Raw genomic sequence first — 14,684 nt, forward strand, 5'->3', positions numbered from 1 at the left:
GACGCCAACAGTTGCTCCTCTCACCCCCAGCTCACCGCCCCTGCGGTCGAGGGAGAAGTCAGAATCGAGGGGGTTCACGGTAGATGCCCCACTGCGCGCGCAGGGCGTCACAGATCTCACCCAGGGTCGCCTCGGCCCGGACCGCGTCCAGCATCGCCGGGATCATGTTCCCGTCGGTCCGGCTGACCTCGACCATCCGCTCCACGGCAGCCTGGACCGCCGCCGAGTCGCGGCCGGACTTGCGCTCGGCGAGCGCCCGCCGCTGGGCCAGCTCCACCTCGTGCGAGATGCGCAGGATCTCCAGCTCCTTGGCGAGCGTACCGGTGTGGCAGTTGACCCCGACGATCCGCTTGTCGCCCTTCTCCAGGGCCTGCTGGTAGACGAAGGCCGACTCGGCGATCTGGCCGGTGAACCAGCCGTCCTCGATGCCCCGCAGGATGCCGGAGGTCATCGGGCCGATCCGGTGCGGGCCCTCGCCGCCGAGCTGCCGGATCCGGGCGAAGATCTCCTCCGCCTCGGCCTCGATCCGGTCGGTGAGCGCCTCGACGTACCACGATCCGCCGAGCGGGTCGGCGACGTTGACCACCCCGGTCTCCTCCATCAGCACCTGCTGGGTCCGCAGGGCGATCTCGGCGGATTCGTCGGTCGGCAGCGCCAGGGTCTCGTCCAGGGCGTTGGTGTGCAGCGAGTTGGTCCCACCGAGCACCGCGGCGAGGGCCTCCACGGCGGTGCGTACCACGTTGTTGACCGGTTGCTGGGCGGTCAGCGACACCCCGGCGGTCTGGGTGTGGAAACGCAGCCAGAGCGCCTTGGAGCTGGTCGCGCCGTAGACCTCGCGCAGCCACCGGGCCCAGATCCGGCGGGCGGCCCGGAACTTGGCGATCTCCTCGAAGAAGTCCACGTGCGAGTCGAAGAAGAAGCTCAGCCCGGGGGCGAAGACGTTGACGTCCAGGCCGCGCGACAACCCCAGCTCCACGTAGCCGAACCCGTCGGCCAGGGTGTACGCCAGCTCCTGCGCGGCGGTCGAGCCCGCCTCCCGGATGTGGTAGCCCGAGACCGACAGCGGCTTGTAGCGCGGGATCTCGGCGGCGCAGTACTCCATCAGGTCGCCGATCAGGCGCAGGTGCGGCTCCGGTTCGAAGAGCCACTCCTTCTGCGCGATGTACTCCTTGAAGATGTCGGTCTGCAGGGTGCCGTCCAGCCTGGACAGTTCGGCGCCCTGCCGTTCGGCGGCGACCAGGTACATGCAGAACACCGGCACGGCCGGGCCGGAGATGGTCATGCTGGTGGTGACGCCGGCCAGGTCGATGCCGTCGAAGAGCGCCTCCATGTCGGCGGCGGAGTCGATGGCGACCCCGCAGTGCCCGACCTCGCCGAGCGCCTGCGGGTCGTCGGAGTCCCGGCCCATCAGCGTCGGCATGTCGAAGGCCACCGAGAGCCCACCGCCACCCGCGCCGAGGATCATCTTGTACCGCTCGTTGGTCTGCTGGGCGTTGCCGAAGCCGGCGAACTGCCGGATCGTCCAGGTCCGCCCCCGGTAACCGGTGGGATGCAACCCCCGGGTGTACGGGTACTCCCCCGGCCAGCCGATCCGCTCGAAGCCCGGGTAGCCGGTGCCCTCCGGTGGCCCGTACACCGGGTCGAGGGGCGTTCCGGAGAGTGTGGTGAAGTCCGCGTCCCGCTTGCGCGCGGCGTCGTACCGGGCCTGCCAGCGGGCCCGTCCGGCGGCGATCTCGTCGGCGTTCATACGCGGGGCTCCTCCTCGAGTCCTCGACTGCACGTCGAGTGTAAGGCCCTTCCTGAACGATCGCTAAGGAACTTGGTACCGACCGATAACCGGCCCGACGTACCCGGTCACCGGAGCAGCCGGCGGGTGCACGGCCCGTCGTGGCGGTCACGCAGCACGCACCGCCGACCACCGGCCAGCGGCCGGTCGCAGAAGACCCGATGGCGGTCACCCTGGTCGTCCTCGCAGGAGACCGCGATCTCGCCGGGGTCTGGGTGAGCACGCCCGTCCAGCGGGCCACCACCCGAGCCAGCCGGGCGGCGGCCGGCAGGTCCCCGGCGACCACCGGAAGATGGATGACGAACCGCTCTCCGTCGCCCATCAGCGGAACCGTCCCGCGTTCACCAGCCGCCGCGCCTCCTCGGACTGCCGGGCCCGCAACGCCTGCTTGATCCGGGCCGCCTCCTGCCGGCTCTCACCGAGCGCCAGATAGACGGCGGCCAGGTCGTCGGCGACCCGGTCCAGGAAGTCGGACCCCCTCCTGCGGGTCGAACCCGCGCCTACCGAACGCCGTCCACCCGAACCGCCGCCGGCGCACCTGCCACGGCCGAAGCAACTGGTAGCTGCGGGACCGGTACTGACCGGGCCTGGGGTCGACGGCTCCTCCGCGACGCCGACCCCGCTCGCGTCGACCGAGCCACCCGAAGATCCTCCGCACGCGAACCTCCCTGCAGAACCGGACCCAACCCGCCCACCAGCGCAAATACCAGATCACCACTACGCCGACAGGGCCGATCACCAGGAACATCCACGATCGAACGAGAACTCCTCGTTGACCTTCAATCACTGACCGTCAAGAGGAACATAGCCAAAACCAAACAGGGCCACGAGTACCTAATGCAACAAGGCCAAGGGTCATGGTGGCGACGGGGAAACAAGGCTGGCAACGTGACCATCGATCCGCACTCGCGCACGCCGGTCTACGCGCAGCTCGCAGACCTGCTACGGCAGAAGATCCTGTCCGGGGAACTGCCGGCCGGCTCGATCCTCGCCAGCGAGACGCGCATGTCGCAGGAGTACGGCATCGGGCGTGACGCGGTACGCAGAGCAGTCCTACTGCTGCGTTCGGAAGGTCTGGTCAACACGAGCCGGGGCCTGGGCACCCGGGTCCGGGAGGCGCCACAACGCCGACAGGTCGAACTCGCGGCCGGCGAGTCGGTGATCACCCGAATGCCGACGGATGTGAGCGCCGCGCGATGCAGCTCGACGAGGGCGTGTCGATCCTGGAGGTCCGAAGCCGGGATGGCAAGGTCGACCTGCTGCCGGGCGACGAAGTGGAACTGAACCGGCCAGACTCCGCCTGATCTCGCCACCGCCACCGAACCGCACCCGCGAAACAGCCCACGCGTCGGTGTCAGATCGCGGAAGTAGTGGCATCCCGACCGGACGAGGCCACTACTTCCCGGAAGCTGCGCGGGCAACGACCGGGCACGGGCGGCGAACGGGTGTGGCTGGCGCAGCCGTCCGCTGCCTCAGGCGTCCGGGGCGGTGGGGTTGGTGAAGGCCACGTCGTCGACCCGGATGTTGATCTCCTCGACGCGCAGTCCGTACGCCTCGACGGCCAGGGTCACCTTCGCGCGGACCTCGTCGATCACCTGCGGGACCGAGTGCCCGGCCTCGGTGACCAGCACCAGGTTGATCAGCACCGCACCGTTGGTGATGTGGGCCGAGCAGCCCCGTCGGGCGTCACCTACCTGATCCAGTCCGACCCGGTCCAGCACGGCGTTGACGAAGCGGGCGAGGTCGCCGCCGAGCTCGGCCACGCCCGGCACCGACTTGGTGGCGGCCACCGCGATCTTCTCCACCACCTCGGTGGAGATCCGCGTCCGGCCACCCGCCACGGCGTCCGGGCTCAGGGACAACTCCTGCGTCTCCTCGAAGTTCACGTCCCGCTCCCCTGTCCGTCCCACCACCGGCCCGCCTACCTGCGCAGAGCCTACCGGCCCCGCGTTCCGCTGTGGACGATCGAAGCCTGACTACGATCCCTGCGGAAACACACCAGGACATCGCAGTACGTGATCGCACCAACACCCGACCGCCATGCCAACGTCGACACGTTGCACTTCGCACCTTCGAGTGCCTCACGTCTCGTGCCGGCGATCGACCTGGTGGCTTTCCTCTACCGGAGGATGGAGTGCCACACCGTCGCTAGCTGCACGTCGAAAAGATCTTGGAAGAAAAGCCCCCCGAGGGGCGCAAATCTTCCAAGATCTTCCTCCAGGATCGGGTCCCCGACCCGGGGGGCACGGCACAGATCGGGCACGCCTCCCGGGCGCACCCCGACCCCGCCCGGGGCTCAGGAGTCGAGTTGGCCGATCAGTTCGTCGGCGGCGGCGTACGGGTCGAGGGAGCCGGCGGCCACCTTCGCGGCGAGCGCGGTCAGGGCCGTACCGGCGCGAAGTGAGCCGATCCGGGCGCGCAGGGTGCCCAGCGCGATCGCCTCGACCTCGGCGGCGGCCCGCGTCTCGCGGCGGCGGCGCAGCTCGTCGTGCTGCTCCAGCCAGCCACGATGCTTGTCGATCGCAGCGGCGATGTCGTCGATCCCCTCGGCCCGGGCGGCGATCGCCCGGACCACCTGCGGTCGCCACTGGCCCGGCCCGCGCTCACCGAGAGCGATCATGCCCTGGATGTCGCGGACGGTGGCGTCCGCGCCGTCCCGGTCGGCCTTGTTGACCACGAAGACGTCGGCGATCTCCAGGATGCCGGCCTTGACCGCCTGGATCGCGTCGCCCATGCCGGGGGCGAGCAGCACCAACGTGGTGTCGGCCAGGGACGCCACCTCCACCTCGGCCTGGCCGACGCCGACGGTCTCGACGAGTACCACGTCGTAGCCGGCGCCTTCGAGGACCCGGACCGCCTGGGGGGTGGCGGCGGAGAGTCCGCCGAGGTGGCCCCGGCTGGACATCGACCGGATGTAGACGCCGGGATCGGTGGCGTGGTCCTGCATCCGGACCCGGTCGCCGAGGATCGCCCCGCCGGTGAACGGGCTGGACGGGTCGATGGCCAGCACCCCGACCCGGTGGCCGGCGGCCCGCAGCGCCCGGACCAGCTCGTTGGTGGTGGTCGACTTGCCCACCCCGGGCGACCCGGTCAACCCCACCACCTGGGCCTGCCCCGCGTACGGCGCGAGCGCCGCCGCCACCTGCGGCAGCAGCTCGTCACCGGACTCGACCAGGGTGATCAGCCGGGCCACCGCGCGCGGGTCACCCGTGCGGGCCCGTTCCACCAGCATCGGTACGTCCCGACTCCGGCGCACCGACACCCGCGTGCCCGCAGCCGGCGTCGGCGGGCCCGAGGCCGGCGCCGGGGAGTTACCGGCCGGCGCCGAGCTGGCTGCGGCCGGCACTGCGGCGGCCGGCTGCGGTGCGCCGGTGCCCTCGGCGGCGCCGCTCACTCGCCGCCCGCCGGTACGTGGATGATCAGCGCGTCGCCCTGACCGCCGCCGCCGCAGAGCGCCGCCGCGCCGGTGCCGCCGCCGCGCCGCTTCAGCTCCAGGGCGAGGGTGAGCACCAGTCGGGCGCCGGACATGCCGATCGGGTGGCCCAGCGCGATCGCCCCACCGTTGACGTTCACCTGGTCCGGGCTGACCCCGAGGTCCCGGGTGGACTGGATGCCGACCGCAGCGAACGCCTCGTTGATCTCGATCAGGTCGAGGTCGGCGACGCTCAGCCCGCCCTTGCGCAGCGCGTGGTTGATCGCGTTGGACGGCTGCGAGTGCAGGGAGTTGTCCGGGCCGGCCACGTTGCCGTGCGCGCCGACCTCGGCCAGCCAGCTCAGCCCCAGCTCCTTGGCCTTGGCCTTGCTCATCACCACCACGGCGGCGGCGCCGTCGGAGATCGGCGAGGAGCTGGCGGCGGTGATCGTGCCGTCGGCGGCGAACGCCGGGCGCAGCTTCGCCAGCGACTCGGCGGTGGTCTCCGGGCGGATCCCCTCGTCCTCGCTGATCACCAGCGGGTCGCCCTTGCGCTGCGGGATGACCACCGGGGTGATCTCGTCGGCGAAGTGGCCGTTCTTCTGCGCGGCGGCGGCCCGCTGGTGGCTGGTCGCGGCGAAGGCGTCCTGCTCGGCCCGGGTGATGGCGTGCCGGGCACCGTGCCGCTCGGTGGACTCACCCATCGAGCAGTTGTCCCACGCGTCGGTGAGCCCGTCCAGCGCCATGTGGTCCTTGACGGTCACGTCGCCGTACTTGTAGCCGGTGCGCTGACCGAGCAGCAGGTGCGGGGCGTTGGTCATCGACTCCATGCCGCCGGCCACCACGATGTCGAACTCGCCGGCCCGGACGAGCTGGTCGGCCAGGGCGATCGCGTCCAGGCCGGAGAGGCACACCTTGTTGACGGTCAACGCCGGCACGGACATCGGGATCCCGGCCGCCACCGCCGCCTGCCGGGCCGGGATCTGACCCGCGCCGGCCTGGAGCACCTGGCCCATGATCACGTACTGCACCTGGTCGGGGGCGACCCCGGCGCGTTCCAACGCGGCCTTGATGGCCACCCCGCCGAGGTCGACGGCGGAGAGGTCCTTGAGGTTGCCCAGCAGCCGGCCCATCGGGGTCCGCGCGCCGCTGACGATCACCGAAGCCATGTCCTGCCTCCGAGGGGGGTGCCGACCGTACGCCTTAACGATTGTTCGGCCAGACTAGCGCCATGGTTGAGCACACCTCCGGCGAGCCCACCGCCGAACCCGCCACCGGAATCGGACTGCTCCGCATCGACCACGTCGGCATCGCCGTGGCCGACCTGGACGCGGCGATCGACTTCTACCAGCGCACCTTCGGGATGCGCTGCGTGCACACCGAGACCAACACCGAGCAGGGCGTACGCGAGGCGATGCTGGCGGTCGGGCCGAGCGCCTCCGGCGGCTGCCTGCAACTGCTCGCCCCGGCGACCCCGGAGTCGACGATCGCGAAGTTCCTCGACCGTAACGGGCCGGGCGTGCAGCAGGTGGCGTACACGGTCGCCGACATCGACGTGGCCTGCGCCGCCCTGCGCGAGCGGGGTCTGCGGCTGCTCTACGACACCCCCCGACGGGGCACCGCCGACTCGCGAATCAACTTCGTCCACCCGAAGGACGCCGGCGGCGTCCTCGTCGAGTTGGTCCAACCCGCCGGGTGAAAGGAAGGGCCCCTTCCTATCGCATTCTGTATAGGAAGGGGCCCCTCCCAACATCGTTTTGCCGGCTCGCCCCGACGGCGGGCAGGTAGCCGGGCAGGACCGGCCCGGGCGGCCCGGGAGCTGCCAAGATCGCCCGGTGGACCCGGTCAGATAAACCGGACACCAAAGCTGCGACCGGTCTTGGAAGCACCCTGGGGCGTCTGCGAGTATGTCCCAATGCCCCAGCAGCAGTCCTCCCCTCTGGCGTTCTTCGACAACGCGAACTCGCAACCGGATTTCACCGTTGGCCTGCGTGGCTACAACGTCGGGCAGGTCGATGACTTCATCGGTCGGCTGACCGCCGCGCTGACCCAGTCCGAGCAGGCCCGCGCCGAGGCCGAGCAGCGGATGAACGACGCCCAGCGTCGGCTCCGCCAGGCCGAGCAGCGGCAGAGTGCGTTGGAGCAGAAGCTCAACGACACCAACAAGCAGCTCGAGGAGAACAGCCGGCCGACCCTCTCCGGTCTCGGCACCCGGGTCGAGCAGATCCTGCGGCTCGCCGAGGAGCAGGCCAACGACCACCGCAACGAGGCCAAGCGTGAGTCGGAGGGGATCCTCTCCGCGGCCCGCCTGGAGGCTCGCGAGATCACCGACAAGGCCCGCGCCGAGGCCGCCGCGATGAAGGCCACCGCCGAGCGGGAGGCCGGCAGCGTCCGCACCTCCGCCGAGCGGGAGGCCGCCGAGGTCCGCGTCCAGGCCCGCCGGGAGGCCGACACCCTGCGCGGCGACGCCGAGCGGGAGACCAAGCAGCTGCGTACGGTCACCGCGCACGAGGTGGCCGAGTTGAAGTCCACCGTCGAGCGTGAGGTGGCCACCCTGCGGGCCACCGCCGAGCGGGAGATCACCCAGCAGCGGGCCAAGGCCGCCCGCGAGGCCGAGGAGAAGCGCGCCGAGGCGACCAAGCTGCTCACCGACGCCCGGGACAAGCGCGACAAGGACCTGCAGGCCCTGGAGCTTCAGCTCGCCGAGCGCCGGGAGAAGGCCGAGCGGGAGGAGTCGGAACGGCACGCGGCCCAGGTCGCCCAGACGCAGAAGCTGGTCGGCGAGGCCGAGCAGCGGGCCCGCGCCGCCCAGGACCGGGCCAAGGAGATCGAGCAGCGGGCCGAGGCCCGTCGGGTCGAGTCCGAGCGCACCGCCTCGGACACCGTCGAGAAGGCCAAGGCACTCTCGGAGAAGACCCTCAACGAGGCCAAGGCCGAGGCGAAGCGGTTGCTCACCGAGGCCCGTACCGAGGCTGACCTGACCACGCAGGCGGCCCGGCGCGAGGTCGAGGACCTCACCCGGCAGAAGGACGCGGTCACCTCGCAGCTCGGTCAGATGCTCTCGGGCCTCGCCGGCATCGTCCCGGGCATGCCGCCCGCGGCCCAGGCGGCGGCCGTCGCGGAGCAGGCCAAGGCCGACCCCCAGGAGCGCGTGAGCGCGGAGAAGACCAGCTGAGGCGGGCGCGCGCCGGGGGCATGCGGCACGGCGTGGGGTGACACCGGTACCCGGTGTCACCCCACGCCGCAATGCGGATAGTGTCCCAACTTTTCCGGAGCTGCCGCATCAGTGAAGTACGTCCCATCGGGGGCCTCCGTATCGCCCCAGCGAGGCCGGACGCATGTGAGGATGGGGGCATGTCGCACGGCGAGGAACTGTTCGCTCTCGGCGGGGACGTGACGACGGAGCCCAGCTTCGAGTCCGCCCTGCGGGGGTACGAGAAACGACAGGTCGACCGGTACGTCGCTCGTGCCGAGCACGAGATCGCGACACTGACGACCGAGCGGGAACAGGCGTACAACCAGATCCACAAGCTAGCCGGCCAGGTCGAGGTGCTGCAGCGCGACCTCGCCCAGGTGCGCAAGCAGGTGGGCGTGGTGGATCGCGCCTCGTTCCGTCACCTCGGCCCCCGGGTGGAGCAGATCCTCAGTCTTGCCGAGGAGCAGGCCGAGGCGATCGCGGTGGCCGCGAACGAGGAGATCGAGGCCCGCCGGGCAGCCGCCGAAGGGATCATCGAGGAGGCCCGCGAGCAGGCCAACCGGGTGCTTCAGGACTTCGAGATCGCGCTGTCGGCGCGCCGGGCCGAGGAGGAACGGCACAGCCGTACGCGGCGGGCCGAGGCCGAGGCGACCATCCGCAATGCCAAGCAGGAGGCGGCCAGCCTGCGCCGCGGCGCCCAGGAGGCGCTGGCCAGGGCCGAGCAGGAGGCCACCAAGCTGCGTGATGCCGCCCAGGAGATCCACAACCGGGCGCAGCAGGAGGCGACCCGGCTTCGGGAGGCGGCCAAGGCGGCGCTGGCAAAGGCCGAGCAGGAGGCCACCCAGCTGCGGGACGCGGCCAAGGAGGTGCACGCCAAGGCCCAGCAGGAGGCCAAGCGCCTGATCGACTCCGCGACCGAGGCGGGCCGGGCCACCCACGCCAAGGCCCAGCAGGAGGCCAAGCGGACCGTCGACCAGGCCACCGAGGCGGGTCGGTCCACCCGGGAGAAGGCCAATCAGGAGGCCACGCGGATCACCACCCAGGCCACCGAGGCGGCCAAGCGCGACCGCGCCGAAACCGAGGCGTACGTCCAGCGGATGCGCAGCGAGACCGAGGCGTACGTCAAGCACGCCCGAGCCCAGACGCAGCAGGAGCTGGGCGCCTGGCGGGCGGGGGTGGAGAAGGAGGTCAACAGCCGACGCGAGGCTGCCGACCGGGAGCTGGCCCAGCGCCGCTCCACCGCCGAGCAGGAGTACGCCAAGCGCCGCGACGAGCTGGACAAGCAGCACAAGACCCGGTACGACGAGCTGGAGCAGAAGCACAAGACCCGGCACGACGAGCTGGAGAAGCAGTACCGGACCCGGCTCGACGAGATCGAACAGGGCGCCACCCAGATCCGGCAGGCCGCCGAGCAGGACGCCGGCACGATGCGCCGGCAGGCCGAGGAGCAGGCCACGGAGCTGCTCGCCAGGGCCGAGTCCGAGTCGGCCGAGAAGCGTCGCACCGCCGACGAGCATGTCGCGGCCTCCCGACGCCAGTTCGAGGAGTACGCCGCCACCACCCAGCAGCACCTGGCCACGACCCAGCAGCACCTTGCCGCCACGCAGCAGGAAGCCGCCGCCGGTCGGCAACAGCTCGCCCAGGTGATGTTGGAGATCGCCCAGGCCCAGCAGGAGCTGGCCGATCTGCGGCAGGAGACCTGGCGTTCCCGGCAGGAGTCCGACGATCTGCAGCGCCGGGTGCGCGAGCTTCATCAGCAGGTGGCGGGTGCGGCCGCCGGCACCGCGTCACCCGACGGCTCTCGGCCCGCAGCACCCGACGGCAGGACGGCCCAGCCGCCGTCGCCCGACGGCGCGGTGACCCAAACGCCGTCGCCCGACGGCGAAGCGGACCGGAAGCCGGTACCCAGCGGCGCGGCGGCCCAGACCCCGTCGCCCGACGGTGCGGAGGGACGGAAGCCGTCGCCTGACGGGCAGGGTGCGCGACCGCCGGTACGCAACGGTGCGCCGGCCACGGTGAGCCGGCCGGTAGCCGAGCCGGTGAGCACGGTGGAGGCCGGCAGTCCCGCCGCGCCGGTGGACGGTGAGCCGACGGTGGCCGCGGTGCCCGGTGAGGGCGGTCGGGGTGCCACCCCGACGAAGATCACCAGCACCGGGGAGAAGACCACCCGGCCGAGCAAGCCGACCACCGACGAGCGCAGTGCCAAGCCGAGCAAGGTGACCGTCGAGTCGGACTGACCGACGATCCGGCCCGCTCAGGCGGACCCGGCCCCGCCAGGCAGACCAGCCCCGCTCAGGCGGATCCAGCCCCGCGAAGCAGACCCAGCCCCGCTCAGGCGGAACCGCCGGCCTGCGGACCCGGCACCGGCGTGTCGGCGAAGGCGGCCACCGTCCGGTCGGCGTACCCGCTGACGTCGCCGGTCTCCATCGGGCCGTCCCACTCCGTCGGCAGCGGCACCGACGCCTGCGGGTTGACCCGGCGGACCACCTCGTCCAGGACGGTCTCGGCGTCACCTACCCAGAGGTGCTTGGCCCCGGGGACGCCGACCACCTCGGCCTGCGGCACCGCGGCGAACCGCCGGCGGGCCTCGTCGGGGCGCAGGTAGTCGTCGAACTCGGGGACCAGCGCGGTGAGCGACTTGCCGGAGCGGGCCCAGGTGGCCAGGTCGGAGTCGGTGGAGAAGCGCAGCGGCGGCGAGAGCAGGATCGCGCCGGTCACCGCCGGGTCGCAGCCGTGCTTGAGCGCCAGGTCGGTGCCGAAGGACCAGCCCAGCAGCCAGATGTTCGGCAGCTCGGCGAACTCGGCGTACTCGATGGCGGCGGCCACGTCGTAGCGCTCGCTGTCGGCGGCGTCGAAGCTGCCCTCGCTGGTGCCGCGCAGGCTGCTGGTGCCCCGGGTGTTGAACCGGAGCACGGCCAGGTCGGCCAGGGCGGGCAGCCGCCACGCCGCCTTACGGAACACGTGACTGTCCATCATCCCGCCGTGGGTGGGTAGCGGGTGCAGGCAGACCAGGGTGCCCACCGGCGCCCGCTCCGCCGGCCGGGCCAGCTCGCCGACCAGGCGCAGCCCGTCGGCGGTGTGCAGCTCGATGTCGGTACGGTGGCCGGGCAGGATCGACGACGCTCGGATCGGGGTGCTCACCACCCAAGTGTCGCGCCGCCACGCCGGTTCCGCGCGATCGGGCCGAAACCGGGTGACGAAGATCCCTCCGCGCCCACCCGCCGCCGCGCCGGAAACACCCGCCGCTGAGCCGGGGAGACCCGCCGCTGAGCCGGCGACATCCGCTGCCACGCCGGGGAGACCACGTCAGCCCGGCGACACCACGCCGGGTTCGGCCGATCAGCCGTACCGGGGGGCGCCACGACCACGCTGGATCCCGGGGCCACGCCGGTCCCGCGCCCGCCAGCAACCGCTGTGCCAGTGCCGACGGTCGGTCAGGTCACCCCGGCCGTCGGCGGGCCACGCCACCAGATGGGCCACCCCGGGGCGGATCTCCTGGTCACAGCCGGGACAACGGTACGTCTTGGTAGCCGACCCGCCGCTGATCCCCCGTACCTGCCACTCGCCGTCGCGCCACTGCTGGACCGAGGCGACGCCCTGCCGGACCCGCTCGGAGTCGACCTGCACGGCGTCGTCCCGGCGGGGACGGTTACGACGGGGGCTCACATCTGCCAGCGTACGGCCGGGTTGTCGGGGCCGTTCCACGGCCGGGCCGTCGGGGCCGGAGCCGGCCGTCGGGGCCGGAGCCGCGGCCAGGCCGTCGGGGCCGGAGCCGCGGCCGGGGTGCCGTCGCGGTCAGCCGGCGGTGTGGTCGCGGAAGCCGCGGCCGGTCCGGCGCCCCAGGTGGCCGGCGGTGACCAGGTGCTCCAGCAGGGGCGCCGGGGCGAGGCCGGGCTCCCGCGACTCCCGGTACAGCGCACGCTGGATGCTCAGCGCCACGTCCAGGCCGACCGTGTCGAGCAGCTCGAACGGGCCGACCGGGTACCCGCAGCCCAGCCGCATCGCGTGGTCGATGTCGTCGACGGTGGCGTACCTCGCCTCCAGCATCCGGACCGCGTCGTTGAGGTACCCGAAGAGCAGCGCGTCGACGACGAACCCGGCCCGGTCGGGACAGACCACGCCGGTCCTGCCCAGCGTGGCACAGAACGCCCGGGCGGTCGCGGTGGCCTCCGCCGAGGTGCGGACCGTCGTGACGATCTCGACAAGCGACCGTTGCGGTACCGGCTCTGCGAAGTGCAACCCGACCACGTCCGCCGGCCGGCCGGAGGCCATCGCCGGCCCGATGACCGGCAGCGACCCGGTGGTGGCCAGGACCACGCCGGGCCGGCAGCTCTCCCCCAGCCGGGCGAAGAGCGCCTGCCGGGTCGCCGGCTCCCCGACCACGGCCTCGATCACCAGGTCCGCGTCGGCCAGCCTGGTCAGGTCCGCGTCGGTCAGGTCCGCGTCGACCAAGGCCGCGTCGACCAGGGCCGCGTCGGAGGCCACCGCGATCACCTCGTACCCGGCGGTGGCGCAGGCCTCGGCGATGCCGGCGGCTCTGGGCCCGGCGCCGACGACACCCACCCTGGCCACCGCCCGCGCTCCGTCGACCGGTGCCGGCCCCGCCGGCGTCGGCGTCCGGTCGTCGGGTACGACCACCGGGGAGCCGGGCTGCTGGTAGGTGTAGAAGCCACGACCGGACTTGCGGCCGAGCAGTCCCGCCGTGACGAGTTGCCGCAGCAGCGGCACCGCGGCGTGCCGGCGGTTGCGGCCACCGTGCCGGTACATGGTGTCCAGGATCTCGACCGCGGTGTCCAGGCCGATCAGGTCCAGCAGGGCCAGCGGGCCCATCGGCAGGCCGCCGCCGAGCGTCATCGCCGCGTCGAGGTCCTCCCGGGTGGCGTGCTGCGCCTCCAGCATCCCGACCGCCTGGTTGAGGTACCCGAAGAGCAACGCGTTGGCGACGAAGCCGGCCCGGTCGTCGACGGTCACCGCGACCTTGCCCAGCCGGGCGCAGAGCGCCTCGGTGTCGGCCACCACGTCGGGCGCGGTGACCACCGTGCGGACCACCTCGACCAGCTTCATCACCGGCGCGGGGTTGAAGAAGTGGATGCCGACGACCTGGCCGGGTCGGCTGGTGGCGACCGCGATCTCGGTGACGCTCAACGACGAGGTGTTGGTGGCCAGGATCGCCTCGGGCCGGCAGATCCGGTCCAGCTCGGCGAAGAGCCGCCGCTTCAGGTCGAGACGTTCAGGTACGGCCTCGATCACCAGCTCCACCGAGTCCAGGGCGGCCAGTCCGACGGCGAAGTGGACCCGGCTCAGCAGCGCGTCCCGGTCGGCCGGGGCGAGCTTTCCCCGGGCCACCGCCCGGTCGGTGGAGCGGGTCAGGGTGGCCCGCCCGCGTTCCAGGGCGTCGGCGGAGATCTCCACCGCCCGGACGTGGACGCCGCTGCGGGCGAAGACCTCGACGATGCCGACACCCATGGTGCCCAGCCCCACCACGCCCACGCTGGTGAACTCACGCGCCACGCCCCGGCCTCCCTGTCGCTCGGTACCGCCGAGGTTAACGGTCCCTAAGCCGTCGGGCGAGGCGGGGTCACCGGCCGAGGCTGGCCGCCTCCGGGCCGACCAGCTCACCCTCGACCGGCTGCCGGGGCGCCGGGACCGGCAGCGGCATGGTGGTCCGCTGACTGCCGGGGGCCGCGCCGATCCGGATGCCGACCGGGTCGGTGCGGGCCAGCCCGGGATCGAAGTAGCGCAGCTCGGTACGGCCCAGCCGGATCACGTCACCGTCGGAGAGCTGCTCCACCCCGTCGATCCGACGGTCGTTGAGCCAGGTGCCGTTGGTGGAGCCGAGGTCCACCAACGCCACCCCGCCCTCGGTCTGCCGCACCGCGGCGTGTCGCCGGCTCAGGTGCGGGTCGTCGACCATGATGTCCGCCGTCGGTGCCCGTCCGATCACCAGCGGCTCGGTGCGCAGCCGGAAGCTCGTGCCGCGCATCGACCCGCTGGCCACCGTCAACAGTGGCAACAACCCCGGGTGCTCCTCCATGGACAGTCCGCCTCCCCACAAGTCGTCACTCTCCGCCAACAGAGTGCCACCTAAACGTAGTCGCCTGCACCGCTGTCCGGTCATCAGGAAGACGCCAGCCGGCCATCCCGCGTTCACCGATTCGGCCGACGAGTCAGCTCCCGGACCGCCATGCCTGTCGATCATCGTCGGCACCCCACGCGCCCGGCAACCGACCCCGGCCGACGAGTACCCGTTTGGCTACCGACGGGTAACGGTGCCGTCTAGACTTCCGGCC

General features: G+C 72.2%; 11 protein-coding genes and 3 pseudogenes. 4 read left to right on the plus strand and 10 right to left on the minus strand.

The window, feature by feature from the left end:
- Nucleotides 1-58: 58 nt before the first annotated feature.
- The 3 genes and pseudogenes from icmA to GA0070617_RS31800 form a co-directional block, all read right to left on the minus strand.
- Nucleotides 59-1,747, minus strand: coding sequence for a coenzyme B12-dependent isobutyryl-CoA mutase large subunit (gene icmA, locus GA0070617_RS23870; RefSeq protein WP_091442910.1), 1,689 nt, complete (start codon nt 1,745-1,747; stop codon nt 59-61).
- 107 nt (nt 1,748-1,854) lie between these two features.
- A pseudogene (locus tag GA0070617_RS31795) lies at nt 1,855-2,108 on the minus strand (hypothetical protein).
- Nucleotides 2,108-2,435, minus strand: a pseudogene (locus GA0070617_RS31800) (DivIVA domain-containing protein). Before GA0070617_RS31800 ends, GA0070617_RS31795 begins: the two co-directional pseudogenes overlap by 1 nt.
- 188 nt (nt 2,436-2,623) lie before the next feature.
- On the opposite strand from GA0070617_RS31800, the pseudogene GA0070617_RS31805 reads away from it, so the two are divergent.
- Nucleotides 2,624-2,884 (plus strand): annotated as a pseudogene (locus tag GA0070617_RS31805) (GntR family transcriptional regulator); the annotation flags it as partial.
- Nucleotides 2,885-3,258: 374 nt separating this feature from the next.
- Here GA0070617_RS31805 and GA0070617_RS23890 read toward each other — a convergent pair.
- From GA0070617_RS23890 to GA0070617_RS23900, 3 genes are all read right to left on the minus strand, one after another.
- On the minus strand, nt 3,259-3,672 hold the full coding sequence (locus GA0070617_RS23890) for an Asp23/Gls24 family envelope stress response protein (protein WP_091442915.1): 414 nt from the start codon (nt 3,670-3,672) through the stop codon (nt 3,259-3,261).
- A gap of 410 nt (nt 3,673-4,082) precedes the next feature.
- Nucleotides 4,083-5,018: a methylmalonyl Co-A mutase-associated GTPase MeaB gene (gene meaB / locus GA0070617_RS23895; protein WP_229688523.1), complete on the minus strand. Its 936-nt coding sequence runs from the start codon at nt 5,016-5,018 to the stop codon at nt 4,083-4,085.
- 158 nt (nt 5,019-5,176) lie between these two features.
- Nucleotides 5,177-6,367: an acetyl-CoA C-acetyltransferase gene (locus tag GA0070617_RS23900; RefSeq protein WP_091442918.1), complete on the minus strand. Its 1,191-nt coding sequence runs from the start codon at nt 6,365-6,367 to the stop codon at nt 5,177-5,179.
- 62 nt (nt 6,368-6,429) lie between these two features.
- Between GA0070617_RS23900 and mce the strand changes: the two genes are divergently transcribed.
- The 3 genes from mce (at nt 6,430) to GA0070617_RS23915 (ending at nt 10,631) form a co-directional block, all read left to right on the plus strand.
- Nucleotides 6,430-6,897, plus strand: coding sequence for a methylmalonyl-CoA epimerase (mce, locus tag GA0070617_RS23905; protein ID WP_091442922.1), 468 nt, complete (start codon nt 6,430-6,432; stop codon nt 6,895-6,897).
- A gap of 216 nt (nt 6,898-7,113) precedes the next feature.
- Entirely contained in the window at nt 7,114-8,373 is a 1,260-nt protein-coding gene (locus tag GA0070617_RS23910; protein ID WP_091442926.1) for a coiled-coil domain-containing protein, read from the plus strand.
- Nucleotides 8,374-8,552: 179 nt separating this feature from the next.
- Complete coding sequence (locus GA0070617_RS23915) at nt 8,553-10,631, plus strand: hypothetical protein (RefSeq protein WP_091442929.1); 2,079 nt, start codon at nt 8,553-8,555, stop codon at nt 10,629-10,631.
- 94 nt (nt 10,632-10,725) lie between these two features.
- Here the strand turns inward: GA0070617_RS23915 and GA0070617_RS23920 are convergent, their stop codons facing one another.
- The 4 genes from GA0070617_RS23920 to GA0070617_RS23935 form a co-directional block, all read right to left on the minus strand.
- Complete coding sequence (locus tag GA0070617_RS23920) at nt 10,726-11,535, minus strand: alpha/beta hydrolase (protein WP_091447200.1); 810 nt, start codon at nt 11,533-11,535, stop codon at nt 10,726-10,728.
- A 198-nt stretch (nt 11,536-11,733) separates the two neighbouring features.
- Entirely contained in the window at nt 11,734-12,021 is a 288-nt protein-coding gene (locus tag GA0070617_RS23925; protein WP_091442934.1) for a hypothetical protein, read from the minus strand.
- 168 nt (nt 12,022-12,189) lie between these two features.
- The gene (locus tag GA0070617_RS23930; protein WP_091442938.1) at nt 12,190-13,905 is read right to left on the minus strand and encodes a 3-hydroxyacyl-CoA dehydrogenase family protein; all 1,716 of its coding nucleotides are present in this window, start codon (nt 13,903-13,905) and stop codon (nt 12,190-12,192) included.
- Nucleotides 13,906-13,972: 67 nt separating this feature from the next.
- Nucleotides 13,973-14,428: an FHA domain-containing protein gene (locus tag GA0070617_RS23935; protein ID WP_091442941.1), complete on the minus strand. Its 456-nt coding sequence runs from the start codon at nt 14,426-14,428 to the stop codon at nt 13,973-13,975.
- Between the last annotated feature and the right edge of the window lie 256 nt (nt 14,429-14,684).

Origin of the sequence: Micromonospora yangpuensis (genome assembly GCF_900091615.1) — a bacterium.
GTDB classification, from domain to species: Bacteria; Actinomycetota; Actinomycetes; order Mycobacteriales; family Micromonosporaceae; genus Micromonospora; species Micromonospora yangpuensis.

What these genes read in the sequence shown, in the direction of transcription:
- GA0070617_RS23915 (WP_091442929.1), top strand. Translation starts at nt 8,553, where the DNA reads ATGTCGCACGGCGAGGAACTGTTCGCTCTCGGCGGGGACGTGACGACG.
- GA0070617_RS23910 (WP_091442926.1), top strand. Translation starts at nt 7,114, where the DNA reads ATGCCCCAGCAGCAGTCCTCCCCTCTGGCGTTCTTCGACAACGCGAAC.
- mce (WP_091442922.1), top strand. Translation starts at nt 6,430, where the DNA reads ATGGTTGAGCACACCTCCGGCGAGCCCACCGCCGAACCCGCCACCGGA.
- GA0070617_RS23900 (WP_091442918.1), bottom strand. Translation starts at nt 6,367, where the DNA reads ATGGCTTCGGTGATCGTCAGCGGCGCGCGGACCCCGATGGGCCGGCTG.
- icmA (WP_091442910.1), bottom strand. Translation starts at nt 1,747, where the DNA reads ATGAACGCCGACGAGATCGCCGCCGGACGGGCCCGCTGGCAGGCCCGG.
- GA0070617_RS23935 (WP_091442941.1), bottom strand. Translation starts at nt 14,428, where the DNA reads ATGGAGGAGCACCCGGGGTTGTTGCCACTGTTGACGGTGGCCAGCGGG.
- meaB (WP_229688523.1), bottom strand. Translation starts at nt 5,018, where the DNA reads ATGCTGGTGGAACGGGCCCGCACGGGTGACCCGCGCGCGGTGGCCCGG.